Origin of the sequence: Micromonospora sp. CNB394, from assembly GCF_000374985.1 — a bacterium.
GTDB lineage: Bacteria > Actinomycetota > Actinomycetes > Mycobacteriales > Micromonosporaceae > Micromonospora > Micromonospora marina.
Genome location: NZ_KB895882.1, coordinates 1 through 15,981 on the forward strand (window position 1 = coordinate 1; position 15,981 = coordinate 15,981).

Consider the following 15,981-nt stretch of genomic DNA (forward strand, 5'->3'; position numbering starts at 1 on the left):
CTCGCCGGCGGCGTGACCGTGATGGCGACGCCCGGGCTGTTCGTGGAGTTCTCCCGGCAACGGGGCCTCGCGGCTGACGGCCGGTGCAAGGCGTTCGCGGCGGGCGCGGATGGCACGGGCTGGGGTGAGGGTGTGGGTGTGCTGCTGGTGGAGCGGTTGTCGGACGCGCGGCGCAATGGTCATGAGGTGTTGGCGATCGTGCGGGGCAGCGCCGTCAACCAGGATGGTGCGTCGAACGGGTTGACCGCCCCGAACGGTCCGTCGCAGCAGCGGGTGATCCGGCAGGCCCTCGCGGACGCCCGGTTGGGCAGCGCGGATGTCGACGTGGTCGAGGCGCACGGCACGGGCACGACGCTCGGTGACCCGATCGAGGCGCAGGCCCTGCTGGCCACGTACGGGCAGGAGCGTGAGGAGCCGCTGCTGCTCGGTTCGGTCAAGTCGAACATCGGTCACACGCAGGCCGCCGCCGGGGTGGCCGGTGTGATCAAGATGGTGCTGGCGATGCGGGAGGGCGTGGTCCCGGCGACGCTGCACGTGGACGAGCCGTCCCCGCACATCGACTGGACGTCCGGCGCGGTGGAACTGGTGACGCAGTCGCGTCCGTGGCCGGTGGTGGACCGGCCGCGCCGGGCGGCGGTGTCGTCGTTCGGCATGTCCGGCACGAACGCGCACGTGATCATCGAGCAGGCCGACGAGCCGGTCGACGCCGCCGCTCCGGTCGAGCACGGCCCGGGCCTGGTTGCCTCGGATGTCGTGGTGTGGCCGGTGTCGGCACGGTCGAAGAGTGCGCTCGCGGGGCAGGCGGCCCGGCTCGCGGACTTCCTGCGCGAGCGCGGCGACGGCGGCGCCGGTCAGCTCCGGCGGACCGCCGGAGCCGTGGTGGATGCGGCGGCGGTGGGTTGGTCCCTCGCCGTGACCAGGTCGGTGTTCGACCAGCGGGCGGCCGTGGTCGGGTCGGGTATGGAGGAGTTGCTGGCGGGGCTGGACGCTCTGGCGTCGGGGTCGCCGGCGGGGAACGTCGTGACGGGTATGGCCGCCGGAACCGGTGCGGTGTTCGTGTTTCCGGGTCAGGGTGCGCAGTCGGCGCGGATGGCGGCGGGTCTGGTGGGTCGGACGCCGGTGTTCGACGCGCGCCTGGGGGAGTGTCAGCGGGCTCTCGCGCCGTATCTGAATGTGGATTTGGTGTCGGTGTTGACCGGTGACGACGAGTCGTGGTTGGCGCGGGTGGAGGTGGTGCAGCCGGTGCTGTGGGCCGTGGGTGTGGCGCTGGCGGCGGTGTGGCAGCACGCGGGTGTGGTTCCGGCTGCGGTGGTCGGTCATTCGCAGGGTGAGATCGGTGCGGCGTGTGTGGCGGGGATCCTCAGCCTGGAGGACGCGGCGAGGGCGGTGGCGTTGCGGTCGCGGGCCCTGACCGTGCTGCGGGGCACCGGGACGATGGCGTCGGTCGACCTGTCGGCGGATGCGGTGGCCGGGCGGCTGCCGGCGTTCCCGGGTGTTGGGGTGGCGGCGGTGAACGGTCCGTCGACTGTGGTGGTGTCGGGTCCGCCGCAGCCGGTTGCGGATCTGGTGGCGGCGTGTCAGGTCGATGGGGTGCGGGCGCGGTTGATTCCGGTGGATTATGCGTCGCATTCGGTGGCGGTGCAGGAGGTGGCGGAGGGGTTGCGCGCCGATCTGGCCGGTGTGACGCCGCGGCCCGGCAATGTTCGGATGGTGTCGACGGTGACCGGTGACTGGGTGGACCCGGCGTCGATGACGGCGGATTACTGGTATGACAACCTGCGGCGGACGGTGCGGTTCGATGCGGCTGTGCGGGTGGCGGTCGGGGCGGGGCACACGACGTTCGTGGAGATCAGTCCGCATCCGGTGTTGACGATGCCGGTGACGGCGATCCTGGATGACGCCGGTGTCACCGGGCACACGCTGGGCAGCCTGCGTCGTGGTGACGACGATCCGACGCGGCTGCTGACGAACCTCGCGACCGCCCACACGATCGGTCTGCCTGTCGACCTGACGGCCGTCCTCGCCGAGACCGGCGTGGTGGCACTGCCCACCTACGCCTTCGAACGGGGACGCTACTGGCTGGACGCGCCCGCGCACCGCGTACGCGACGTCGGCTCGGCCGGTCTCCAGGACACCGGGCACCCGCTGCTCAGCGCGGCCGTACCCGTCGCAGACGACGGGACGGTGGTGCTGACCGGTCGGCTGTCGGTGCGTACCCACCCGTGGCTGGCCGACCACGCCGTCGGCGGGGCGGTGATCGTCCCGGGCACCGGCGTCGTCGACATGGTGGTCCGGGCCGGCGACGAGGTCGACGCCGGCCAGGTGGGCGACCTGACGCTGATCAACCCGCTGGTGCTTCCCGCGACCGGCGCGGTGCAGGTGCAGGTACGCGTGGGCCCGCCCTCCGACAGCGGCGAGCGGAGCGTCACCGTGCACTCCCGCCCCGAGGAGGACGCCGACGCCGAGTGGACCCGGCACGCCGAGGGACTCCTGCTGCCGCAGCTGCCCGCCCCGGCGGCCGTACCGGGGCAGTGGCCGCCGGCCGACGCCGTCGAGGTCGACGCCGACCTGGACGCCTGGTACGTGCAGACGGCCGAGGGTGGCCTCGGCTACGGCCCCTCCTTCCGGGGGCTGCGCCGGGTGTGGCGCGGTGACGGCGAGGTCTACGCCGAGGTGGCCCTGCCCGAGGAGGTGAGCGCCGACGCGTCCCGCTTCGGGCTGCACCCGGCCCTGTTCGACGCGGCCCTCCAGGCCGGCGGGGTCACCGCCCTGCTCGGCGACGAGGCGGACACTCCCGGGGCGGGCTGGATGCCGTTCGCCTTCCGTTCGGTCGCCCTGCACGCCCACGGCGCCACCCGGCTGCGGGCGCGGCTGCGCCCCCTCGGCCCGGACACCGTCGCGGTCACGCTCGCCGACAACGCCGGCCAGCCGGTCGCCACCGTAGAGTCGCTGACGTTCCGCCCGGTCGCGGCGGGCCGAGCGGACGAGGCCGCCGCCCTGCGCCGCACGTCGGTGTTCCACCTGGACTGGACGCCGCTGACGGACACCGGCGCGGCGGCCGGGGAAGCCCGCTGGGCGCTGCTCGGCGACGACACCCTCGGCCTCGCCGGGGCCCTCGCCGCCGCCGGGCACCCGGTGCGGTCCCACGCCGACCTGGCGGCCCTGGTCGCCGAGATCGGGGAGTCCGGGGACGTACCCGATGTGGTGCTGGACCTGCGCTCCGGCGCGGAGTCGGACCCGCAGCGGGCCGCTGAGGCCGCGCACGACGCGGCCCGCGACGCCCTCGCGCTGGTGCGGCAGTGGCTGGGCGAGCCCCGGCTGGAGCGGTCCCGGCTGGTGCTGCACACCCGGGGCGCCGTCGGCGCGGCCCCGGGCGAGGCCCCCTGCGACCTGGCCCAGGCGAGCCTGTGGGGGCTGGTCCGCTCGGCGCAGTCCGAACACCCCGGCCGGTTCACGCTGCTCGACACCGACGACGCCGCCGCCTCCCTGGCGGCCGTCCCGGCGGCCGTCGCCTCCGGCGAGCCGCAGCTCGCGCTGCGCGACGGCGCGCCGCTCGTGCCCCGGCTGGCCCGGGCCCGTGACGCCGGTGTGTTGCCGCTGCCCGCCGACGAGGTGCCGTGGCGCCTCGACGTCACCGAGAAGGGCACGCTGGAGAACCTCGCCCTGCTGCCCGGCCCGGAGGCGGGCGGGGAGCTGCCGGCGGGCCACGTCCTGGTCGGGATGCGCGCCTCCGGGCTGAACTTCCGCGACGTGGTGCTGGCCCTCGGCATGGTCCCCGACCAGGAGGTGCTGGGCAACGAGGGCGCCGGCGTGGTGCTCGGCGTGGGGCCGGGCGTCGCCGACCTCACCCCCGGCGACCGGGTGATGGGCATTTTCTCCGGCTCGTTCGCCTCGGCGGCGGTCACCGACCGCCGGCTGGTCACCCGCATCCCCGACGGCTGGTCCTACACCGACGCCGCCGCCGTGCCCGTGGTCTTCCTGACCGCCTGGTACGGGCTGGTGGAGCTGGCCCGGCTGCGCGCGGGCGAGTCCGTGCTCGTGCACGCGGCGGCCGGCGGCGTGGGCATGGCCGCCGTGCAGATCGCCCGCCACCTCGGCGCGGAGGTCTACGGCACGGCCGGCCCCGGCAAGTGGCCGGCGCTGCGCGACACCGGCTTCGACGACGCGCACCTCGCCTCCTCCCGCAGCCTCGACTTCGCCGACGAGTTCGCCCACCGCACCGGCGGGCGGGGCGTCGACGTGGTGCTCAACGCCCTGCGCGGTGAGTACGTCGACGCGTCGCTGCGGCTGCTCGCCGACGGCGGCCGGTTCGTCGAGATGGGCAAGACCGACAAGCGGGACCCGCGGCGGGTCGCCGCCGACCACCCGGGCGTCAGCTACCAGGTCTTCGATCTCATCGAGGCCGGCCCGGAGAAGATCGGCGCGATGCTGGGCGAGCTGATGGCGCTTTTCGCCGCCGGTGCGCTGCGGCCCCTGCCCCGGCGCACCTGGGACGTGCGGCGCGCCCCCGAGGCGTTCCGCTTCCTCAGCCAGGCCCGGCACGTCGGCAAGCTGGCCCTGAGCATTCCGCAGGCGCCCCGGCTCGACGGCACGGTCCTGGTCTCCGGGGCGACCGGCACCCTCGGCGCGCTGCTCTGCCGGCACCTGGTCACCGCGCACGGCGCCCGGCAGCTGCTGCTGGTCAGCCGGCGCGGCCCGGACGCCGAGGGCGCCGACGAGCTGCTCGCCGACCTGAAGGCGCGCGGCGCGGACGTGTCGATCGTCGCCGCCGACCTGGCCGACCCGGACGCCGTGGCGGACGTATTGTCCATGGTGGACCGGCGGCACCCGCTGCGCGCCGTCGTGCACGCCGCCGGCGTCCTCGACGACGCCACAGTCGAGTCGCTCACCCCCGACCGCCTCGCCGCGGTGCTGCGGCCCAAGGTCGACGTGGCGTGGAACCTGCACCGGGCCACCCTCGGCCACGACCTGAGCGCGTTCGTGCTCTTCTCCGCCGCCGCGGGCGTGTTCGGCGGTCCGGGCCAGGGCAACTACGCCGCCGGCAACGCGTTCCTCGACGCCCTGGCGGAGCACCGGCGGGCCCTCGGCCTGCCGGCGGTCGCGCTGGCGTGGGGCCGCTGGGCACAGGCCAGCGGCATGACGGGCCATCTCGACTCGGCCGACATCCGCCGCCTCGACCGGGGCGGCATGGCGGCGCTCTCCGACGCCGAGGGGCTCGCCCTGTTCGACGCTCTCTGGCGCTCGGAGCGGGCGACACTCATGCCCGCCAAGATCGTCACCGGCGTGGCCGCGCCCGGGTCGCCCGTACACCCGCTGCTGACCAACCTGGTCCGCGCCGCCGGCCGCCGGGCCGCGGCCGGCGAGGCCGCCGACGGGCAGGCGTACGCCGAGACGCTGCGCGCCCTGCCCGACGACAAGCGGGTACGCGCCCTGCGCGACCTGGTGCTGGCGCACGTGGCGGTCGTCCTCGGCCACGGCGACCCGGCCGGCATCGAGCCGACCCGCGCGTTCCGGGAGCTCGGCTTCGACTCGCTGACCGCCGTGGAGCTACGCAACCGGCTCGGCGCGGCCACCGGGCTGCGGCTGCCGGCGACGCTGGTCTTCGACAACCCGACGCCCGAGGCGCTCGCCGTCCACCTGGCCGGGCAGTTCGCCCCGGTGAGCCCGCCCGGCGAGCCGTCGGCGGCGGGCCGGGAACTCGACCGGCTGGAGGCGGCGCTCGTCGGGCTGGACCCGGCCGACGACGAGTTCCGCCGGATCACCGACCGGCTGCACGGCCTGCTGGGCCGGCTGACCGAGCGGCAGGCGGACGCGGACGGCGACGACGACCTGGAGTCGGCCACCGCCGAGAACATCTTCGACCTGATCGACCGCGAGCTGGAGACGTCGTGAGCACCAGCCGCAACGACATCGGCATGCCGAGTGAGGTAGGTCCACGGTGAGCAACGAGGACGAGAGGTACGTCGAGTACCTGAAGCGTACGACCTCGGAGCTGCGGCGTACCCGGCGTCGGCTGCGCGAGCTGGAGAGCCGGGACTCCGAGCCCATCGCCATCGTGGCGATGAGCTGCCGCTACCCGGGTGGCGTCGACAGCCCCGAGGCGCTGTGGCAGCTCGTGCACGACGGCGGCGACGGGATCGGGCCGTTCCCCGCCGACCGGGGCTGGGACCTGGAGAACCTCTTCCACCCCGATCCCGACCACCCGGGCACCAGTTACGTGCGCGAGGGCGGCTTCGTCTACTCCGCCGCCGACTTCGACGCCGACCTGTTCGGCATCTCGCCCCGCGAGGCCGTCGCCATGGACCCGCAGCAGCGGCTGCTGCTGGAGGCATCCTGGGAGGCGTTCGAGCGGGCCGGGCTGCCGCTGCCGGCCGTCCGGGGCAGCCGTGCCGGCGTCTTCGTCGGGGCGTCGTCGCACGGCTACGACGGCATGATGGCGCAGGCCGAGAACGGCGAGGGCCACCTGCTCACCGGCAACGCCACGAGTGTCATCTCCGGCCGCGTCGCGTACACCCTCGGGCTGGAGGGGCCGGCGGTCACCGTCGACACCGCCTGCTCGTCCTCGCTCGTCGCCATCCACCTGGCCGCGCAGGCCCTGCGCAACGGCGACTGCGAGCTGGCCCTGGCGGGCGGCGTGACGGTGATGCCCACCCCGGCGGTCTTCGTCGGCTTCAGCCGGCAGCGCGGTCTCGCCGCCGACGGGCGGTGCAAGGCGTTCGCCGCCGCCGCGGACGGCACCTCGTGGTCCGAGGGCGTCGGCATGCTGCTGCTCACCCGGCTCTCCGACGCGCAGCGGCACGGCTACCCGGTGCTCGCCGTGGTACGCGGTAGCGCGGTCAACTCCGACGGCGCGTCCAACGGGCTCAGCGCCCCGCACGGCCCCTCCCAGGTGCGGGTCATCCGCCAGGCCCTCGGCAACGCCCGGCTCACGCCCGATCAGGTCGACGTGGTGGAGGCGCACGGCACGGGCACCCGGCTCGGCGACCCCATCGAGGCGCAGGCGCTGCTGGCCACGTACGGGCAGGACCGCGACGAGGCCGCGCCGCTGCTACTCGGGTCGGTGAAGTCGAACATCGGGCACACCCAGGCCGCCGCCGGCGTGGCCGGTGTGATCAAGATGGTGATGGCGATGCGGCACGGCGTCGTGCCGCCCACCCTGCACGTCGACGAGCCGTCCCCGCAGATCGACTGGACCGCCGGGGCCGTCACCATCGCCACCGCCGCCACGCCGTGGCCGGCCGTGGACCGGCCGCGCCGGGCCGCCGTGTCGTCGTTCGGCGTCTCCGGCACCAACGCGCACACCATCATCGAGCAGGCCCCGGCTCCCGCCGAGACCGAGACCGAGCCCGAGCCGAGGGGCCCGGCGGTCCGCACGGTGGCCCCCGTGCTGCTCTCCGCCCGCTCCGACGCCGCGCTCGCCGCCCAGGCGGGCCGCTGGGCCGCCCGGTTCGCCGACGACGACACCCTGCGCCCGCTCGACGTGGCCTTCTCGTCGGTGACCTCCCGCTCCACCCTGGACCGCCGCGCCGTACTGTCCGCGACCGGCCGCGACGACCTGCTCGCGGGGCTGCGCGCCCTCGCCGCCGGGGAACCGGCCGGCACCGTCGTGCTCGGCGCCGGCGCGCCGCGCGGCCAACTCGCGGTCCTCTTCTCCGGTCAGGGTGCGCAGCGTGCCGGCATGGGCCGCGAACTGTACGCCGAGTTCCCTGTCTTCGCCGCCGCCCTCGACGAGGCGTGCGGGCACCTGGACAGGGCCCTGCCGCGCCCCCTGCGCGAGGTGCTCTTCGCCGAGTCGGGTTCGGTCGAGGCGGAGTTGTTGGACCGGACGGTGTTCACGCAGGCCGGGCTGTTCGCCGTCGAGGTGGCGTTGTTCCGGCTGGTCGAGTCCTTCGGCGTCGCCCCCGACCTGGTCGGCGGCCACTCGGTCGGCGAGGTCACGGCCGCGCACGTGGCCGGGGTGTTGTCGCTGGAGCACGCCTGCGCGTTGGTGGCGGCGCGGGGCCGGTTGATGCAGGCGTTGCCCGCCGGTGGTGGGATGCTGGCCGTCGCGGCGGCTGAGGCCGAGGTGGCGGCCACCCTGGACGGGTTGGCCGGTGTGGGGATCGCGGCCGTGAACGGGCCCGCGTCGGTCGTGGTCTCCGGCGCCGTCGAGGCCCTCGACGAGGTGGAGCGGGTCTGGCGTGAGCGGGGCGTCCGCACACGTCGGCTCGCGGTCAGTCATGCGTTCCACAGTCCGTTGATGGAGCCGATGCTCGTCCGGTTCCGCGCGGTGCTCGACAAGCTCACCTTCGCCGCGCCGTCGCTGCCGGTCGTGTCGAACGTGACGGGGGCGCTGGCCGGTGACGAGATCAGTACCCCGGAGTACTGGGTGCGGCATGTGCGGGAGGCGGTGCGTTTTGCCGATGGGGTGACGGCGCTGCGCGGGGCGGGTGTGGACACGTTCCTGGAGGTCGGTCCGCGTAGCGTGCTGACGGCGATGGTCGGCGACGCCTTGCCGGGTGGGGACGGTGTGCTGGCCGTTGCCGCGCAGCGTGGGGATCGGCCCGAGGTGCAGGGGTTGTTGGCCGGGCTGGCCGAGTTGCATGTGCACGGGGTGGCCCTGGACTGGCGGCAGTGGTTCGTCGACACCGGCGTGCGGCGGGTGGACCTGCCCACGTACGCGTTCCAGCACCAGCGCTACTGGCCCGAGGCCGGCGGCAGCGCCGTGACCGCCGTGCCGGGCGACGCCGCCGAGGGAGACTTCTGGGCGGCCGTCGAGCGTGGCGACCTGACCGGGGTCGCCGCCCACCTGGCCGTGCAGGACGATCCCGCGGCAGTGGAGGCCCTCGCCCCGGCCGTACCGGTGCTGTCGTCGTGGCGGCGGGCCCGGCAACGCGACGCCGTGGTGGACGGCTGGACCTACCGGGTCGAGTGGGAGCCCGTACGCCCCGCCGCCGTTCCGGCGCTGACCGGCCGCTGGCTCGTCGTCACCGCCGACAACGACGACGCCGGGGCGGCCGGCACGCTGACCGGTGCCGGCGCGCCCGTCGACACCCTGACCGTCGCCCCGGGCGTTGATCGCGCCGAGCTGACCGGACTGCTGCGCGGCCACGGCGAGCAGGGCTGGACCGGCGTGCTCTGCGTGCTGCCCGCGACCGACCGGGCGCTGCCGGACGCCCCGGCCGTCTCCGTCGGCGCCGCGCTGCTGCTCACCCTCACCCAGGCGCTCGCCGACGCCGGACTGCCCGGCCGGCTCTGGTGCCTCACCCGGGGTGCCGTGCGCGCCGGGGCCGGCGAGACCCTCACCGACCCGTGGGCCGCCCTGGCCTGGGGCCTCGGGCGGGTCGTCGCCCTCGAACAGCCGGACCGCTGGGGCGGGCTGGTCGACCTGCCCGCCCGCGCCGACCGCGCCACGGCCGCCGCGCTGCTCGCCGTCCTCGCCGACGCCGGGCACGACCAGGTGGCGATCCGCCCCCAGGGCGTCCTCGGCCGGCGGCTGGTGCCGGCCGTGCCGCCCGTGGGTGCGGGTTGGCGGCCTGCCGGGACGGTGCTGGTGACCGGTGGTACGGGTGCGTTGGGTCGGCATGTGGCGCGCTGGTTGCTGGTGAACGGGGCCGGTGAGGTGGTGCTGGCTTCGCGGCGGGGTCCGGGGGCGCCGGGTGCGGCGGGGTTGGTGGCCGAGTTGGGTGCGGTGCGGGTGGTGGCGTGTGACGTCACCGACCGGGTGGCGGTCGAGGCTCTGGTCTCCGGGCTGCCGGAGCTGACCGCCGTCGTGCACACCGCCGGCGTGATCGACGACGGCGTCCTCGACGGGCTCGACCTGACCCGGATGCAGGCCGTCCTCGACGGCAAGGTCCGCGCCGCCCGGGTCCTGCACGAGGCCACCGCCCACCGCGACCTCGACGCGTTCGTGTTCTTCTCCTCCCTCGCCGGCGTCATCGGCAGTGCCGGGCAGGGCAACTACGCGGCGGCCAACGCCTATCTCGACGCGTTCGCGGCCTGGCGACGCGACCAGGGCCTGCCCGCCACCGCCATCGCCTGGGGCGCCTGGGCCGAGGACGGCATGGCCGCCGCGCTGACCGCCCGGCTCGCCCGGGGCGGCGTCGACGCGCTCCCCGCCGCCGAGGCCGTCACCGCCCTCGGCCGGCTGGTCAACACCGCCGAACCGGCGGTCACCGTCGCCGCCGTCGACTGGGGACGCCTCGCCGCCTCCTGGGGCCGGCCCACGCCACTGATCGCCGCGCTGCCCGGGGTGCCCGCCGTGCCCACCGGCCCCGCCCGCGCCGTGGTGGTCGGCCGGTCCCTGCCGCAGCTCGCCGACCTCGTACGCACCCAGGCCGCCGTCGTGCTCGGCTACCCGGCCGGCCAGCCGCTGCCCGAGCGCACCTTCCGTGACCTCGGCTTCGACTCGCTCACCGCCGTCGAGCTGCGCAACCGGCTGACCGCCGAGACCGGCATGACCCTGCCCGCCACGCTGGTCTTCGATCACCCCACAGTCGCCGAACTCGCCGCCCACCTGTACGGCCTCACCGCCGGGCACACCACCGGCGAGGTGGTCGCCGACGGCACCGGCCGCGACCGCGAACCGATCGCCATCGTCGCGATGAGCTGCCGCTTCCCCGGCGGGGTCACCTCGCCCGAGCAGCTCTGGGACCTGCTGGCCACCGGCACCGACGCGCTGAGCCTGATGCCCGGCGAGCGCGGCTGGAACCTCGCCGAGCTGTACCACCCCGACCCCGAGCATCTCGGTACCAGCTACGTCCGGGAGGGCGGCTTCGTCGCCGGCGCCGGCGAGTTCGACCCGGCGTTCTTCGGCATCAGCCCTCGCGAGGCCCTCGCCATGGACCCGCAGCAGCGGCTGCTGCTGGAGGCCACCTGGGAGGCGTTCGAGCGGGCCCGGATCGACCCGACCGCCCTGCGCGGCAGCCGCACCGGCGTGTACGTCGGCACCAACGGCCAGGACTACGGCTCGCTGCTGATGGCCACCGGGGACGTCGACGAGAACTACCTCGCCACCGGCACCTCCGCCAGCGTCATCTCCGGCCGGCTGGCGTACACCTTCGGACTGCACGGCCCGGCCGTCACCGTCGACACGGCCTGCTCGTCGTCGCTGGTCGCGATGCACCTGGCCGCGCAGGCCCTGCAAACGGGGGAGTGTGACCTCGCCCTGGCCGGCGGCGCCACCGTGATGGCCACCCCCGGCATCTTCGTCGGCTTCTCTCGCCAGCGCGGTCTCGCCGCTGACGGCCGGTGCAAGCCGTTCGCCGGGGCCGCGGACGGCACCGGCTGGGGCGAGGGCGTCGGCCTGCTGGTGCTCCAGCGGCTCTCCGACGCCCGCCGCGACGGCAACCCGGTCCTCGCCGTGCTGCGCGGCAGCGCCGTCAACTCCGACGGCGCGTCAAACGGCCTCACCGCCCCCAACGGCCCCGCCCAGCAGCGGGTGATCCGGCAGGCCCTCGCGAACGCCGGACTCACCGCCGAGCAGGTGGACGCCGTCGAGGCGCACGGCACCGGCACCACCCTCGGCGACCCGATCGAGGCGCAGGCCCTCATCGCCACGTACGGCCAGGACCGGCCCGCCGACCGGCCGCTCTGGCTCGGCTCGATCAAGTCGAACATCGGGCACACGCAGGCGGCGGCGGGTGTGGCCGGGGTGATGAAGATGGTGCTGGCGATGCGGCACGGGGTGCTGCCGCCCACGCTGCACGTGGACGAGCCCACCCCGCACGTCGACTGGAGCGCCGGCAGCGTCGAACTGCTCACCTCCGCCCGTCCGTGGGAGCCCGCCGACGGCGTACGCCGCGCCGCCGTCTCCTCGTTCGGGATCAGCGGCACCAACGTGCACACCATCCTCGAACAGGCCCCCGCCGACGAGCCGGAGCCCGGACCGGCGGCCGACGTGCCGACCGGGGAACTGCCCTGGGTGCTCTCCGGGCGCACCGTCGACACCCTCACCGCCCGCACCCGGGACCTGCGCGAGCACCTCGGCACCGTCGACGACGACGCGCTCGCCGACGTCGGCTGGTCGCTGGCCGCCACCCGCGCCGCCCACGACCACCGGGCCGTCGTCTTCGCCGCCGGCCGCGACGAGCTGGCCGCGTCCCTCGACGCGCTCGCCGCCGGCCGGCCCGGCCCGCAGACCGTCACCCGCGTCCCCGGCACGCCGGGCGAGGTCGCGTTCGTCTTCCCGGGCCAGGGATCGCAGTGGGCCGGGATGGCCGCCGAGCTGCTCGACACCGCCCCCGTCTTCGCGGAGACGTTCGCCGCCTGCGCCGAGGCGCTGCGCCCGTACGTCGACTGGTCACCGACCGACGTGGTGCGCGGCGCGCCCGGCGCACCGTCGCTGGAGCGCGTCGACGTCGTGCAGCCCACCCTGTTCGCGGTCAGCGTCTCGCTCGCCGCGCTCTGGGAGTCGTACGGGGTGCGCCCCGGAGCGGTCGTCGGCCACTCCCAGGGCGAGATCGCCGCCGCGTACGTCGCCGGTGGCCTCACCCTCGACGACGCGGCGGCAGTGGTCGCGCTGCGCAGCCGGATCATCGCCGGCATCGCCGGGGACGGTGGCATGGTCTCGGTCGCCACCACGGCCGACGAGGCCACCGCGACGATCGCCCGCTGGGCCGGCCGCATCGCCCTGGCCGCCGTCAACGGACCCACCTCCGTCGTGGTCTCCGGCGACGGCGCCGCCCTCGACGAGCTCGTCGCCCACTACGAGTTCCGCGAGGTGCGGGTGCGCCGCGTCCCCGTGGACTACGCCTCCCACTCCGCCCACGTCGAGCAACTGCGCGAGCAGCTCCTGGAACTGCTCGCCGGGCTGCGGCCCCGCACCGGCGAGGTCCGGTTCCGCTCCACCGTCGAGGGGGACTGGCTCGACACCGCCGCCCTCGACGCCGACTACTGGTACCGCAACCTGCGGCAGACCGTCCGCTTCGACGAGGCGGTACGCAGCCTCGTCGCCGCCGGCTACCAGACCTTCGTCGAGGTCAGCGCCCACCCGGTGCTGACGATGGCCGTGCAGGAGAGCGTCGAGCTGGCCGCCGCCGACCCGGGCGCGGTCACCGTCACCGGCAGCCTGCGCCGCGGCGAGGGCGGCCTCGGCCGCTTCCTGCGCGCCCTGGCCGAGGTCTGGGCCGGAGGTACGGCCGTGGACTGGCGGCCCGCCTTCGCCGGCCTCGCCGGGCGTCGCCTCGACCTGCCCACGTACCCGTTCCAGCGGCAGCTCTACTGGCCGCAACCGTCGACCGCACCCGCCCCCGCGGTCGGGACCGCCGGTGCCGTGGCCGACGACGAGGTCGACGCCCGGTTCTGGGCGGCCGTCGAGGCGGAGGACCTGACCGCGCTCACGGCCGAACTCTCCACCACGACCGAGTCGCGGCCCGTCCCGGAGACGGCGTTCGCCGACGTGCTGCCGGTGCTCGCCGCCTGGCGTCGCCGGCACCGCGACCAGACCACCGTGGACTCGTGGCGGTACCGGGACAGTTGGACGCCCGTCGCCCCCGACTCCTCCGGCGAGCCGGCCGTCACCGGCACCTGGTGGCTGCTCACCGGCCCCGACGACACCGGCGCGGCCGAGGCCGACTTCTGCGCCGAGGCGTTGCGGCGCCACGGCGGCACCGTCGTACCGCTGGCGCTGGACGCCGACCGCACGGACCGCGGGGCGCTCGCCGCCCGGCTGCGCGACCTCACCGACGGCGGCCCCCGCCCCGCCGGGATCGTGTCGCTGCTGCCGCTCGACGAGACGCCCGCCCCGGCGCACCCGTCCGTGCCGGTCGGCTTCGCCGGCACCGTCACCCTCGTGCAGGCGCTCGGCGACGCCGGCGTCCGCGCGCCCCTGTGGTGCCTCACCCGGGGCGCCGTCTCGACCGGCCCGGCCGACCCGCTGCCGCACCCGCTCCAGCAGCTCACCTGGGGCTTCGGTCGGGTCGCCGCGCTGGAGCACCCGGACCGCTGGGGCGGCCTCGTGGACCTGCCCGACGAGCTCGGCGACGCGGCCGGCCGCCGCCTCGTGCGCGTCCTCACCGGTGCCGACGGGGAGGACCAGGTCGCGCTGCGGTGGGCCGGTGCGTTCGGCCGGCGACTGCTGCACGCCCCGCTCGGCGACACGCCCGCCCCGCGCACCTGGCGGCCCTCCGGCACCGCCCTGGTCACCGGCGGCACCGGCGCGCTCGGCGGGCACATGGCCCGCTGGCTCGCCGCCAACGGCGCCGCCCACCTGGTGCTGGTGAGCCGGCGCGGCCGGCAGGCCGAAGGCATCGCCGACCTCGAGGCCGAGTTGGTCGCGCTGGGCGCCCGGGTGACCGTCGCCGCCTGCGACGCCGCCGACCGTTCGGCGCTCGCCGCCGTCCTCACCGACCTGCCGTCCGAGCACCCGCTGACCACCGTCGTGCACACCGCAGCCGTGCTCGACGACTCGGTGATCAACTCGCTGACGCTGGACCAGGTCGACTACGCGCTCAGCGCGAAGGTCACCGCCGCGCTGAACCTGCACGAGCTGACCCGCGAGCTGGACCTCGACGCGTTCATCCTGTTCTCGTCGATGGCCGGCACCGTCGGCAGCTCCGGTGTGGGCAACTACGCCCCCGGCAACGCATTCCTCAACGCCCTCGCCGAGCACCGCCGCGCCCTCGGCCTGCCCGCCACCTCCATCGGTTGGGGCGCCTGGGGCGGCGGCGGCATGGCCGACGGCGAGTTCGGCCGGATGCTGCACCGCCACGGCGCACCCGAGATGCCGCCGCGGCTCGCCGTCGCGGCCCTGCACCAGGCCGTCGAGCACGACGAGACGTTCCTGACCATCTCGAACATCGCCTGGGACCGGTTCTTTGTCGCGTTCACCGCGACCCGACCCGGCCCGCTGATCTCGGAGATCCCCGAGGCGCAGCGGTTGCAGGCCACCAAGGGACTCGCCGAGACGAAGGAGACCGACGAGGCCGGCCCGGCCGGCGCGTTCATCCGGATGAGCGCCGCCGAGCGCCAGCAGGCGCTGCTCGACCTGGTCCGCGATCAGGCGGCCATGGTCCTCAGGTACGCCGACGGCCAGGCCGTCGACCCGCACCACGCGTTCCGCGACCTCGGCTTCGACTCGGTGACCGCGGTGGAGCTGCGTAACCGGCTCGCCACCGCCACCTCGCTGCGGCTGCCGGTGACCCTGGTCTTCGACTACCCGTCGCCGACCGCGCTCGCCCGGCACCTGCACGAGGAACTGGGCGGGGAGGCCGCCGTGGCCGTCGCGGCGGCCCCGGTGGCGCTCGGCGACGACGAGCCGGTGGCCATCGTGGCCATGTCCTGCCGCTTCCCCGGCGGAGCCAACGATCCCGAACGGTTCTGGCAGATGCTGCACGCCGGCCGCGACGCCGTGTCGGACCTCCCCGGCGATCGGGGTTGGGACGTCGAGCGCCTCTACGACCCCGACCCCTATTCCACCGGCACCTCCTACGTCCGCAGCGGCGCCTTCCTCTACGAAGCGGCGGAGTTTGATGCCGGTTTCTTCGGGATTTCCCCCCGCGAGGCGTTGGCGATGGATCCGCAGCAGCGGTTGTTGCTGGAGGTTTCGTGGGAGGTGGTCGAGCGGGCAGGGGTTGAGCCTGGGGTTCTGCGGGGTTCGCGAACAGGGGTGTTCGTGGGCACGAATGGTCAGGACTATGGGGCCCTGCTGATGGCTGCGGGGGAGCAGGCCGAAGGGTTCGGGGCCACGGGCAACGCCGCGAGTGTGGTGTCGGGCCGGGTGGCGTACGCGTTGGGGTTGGAGGGGCCGGCGGTGTCGGTGGACACGGCGTGTTCGTCGTCGCTTGTGGCGTTGCACCTGGCGGTGCAGTCGCTGCGGCGTGGCGAGTGCGACCTGGCGCTCGCCGGCGGCGTGACCGTGATGGCGACGCCCGGGCTGTTCGTGGAGTTCTCCCGGCAACGGGGCCTCGCGGCTGACGGCCGGTGCAAGGCGTTCGCGGCGGGCGCGGATGGCACGGGCTGGGGTGAGGGTGTGGGTGTGCTGCTGGTGGAGCGGTTGTCGGA

Annotated in this window: 2 protein-coding genes; both read left to right on the forward strand. The window is 75.3% G+C overall.

What is annotated here, in order from left to right; genetic code table 11:
• The coding region (locus C569_RS31495) for a type I polyketide synthase (RefSeq protein ID WP_018789181.1) at positions 1-5,892 on the forward strand (5,892 nt) is incomplete at its 5' end.
• A gap of 46 nt (positions 5,893-5,938) precedes the next feature.
• Positions 5,939-15,981: type I polyketide synthase (locus C569_RS0128850; protein ID WP_018789182.1), on the forward strand; the 10,043-nt coding region annotated here is incomplete at its 3' end.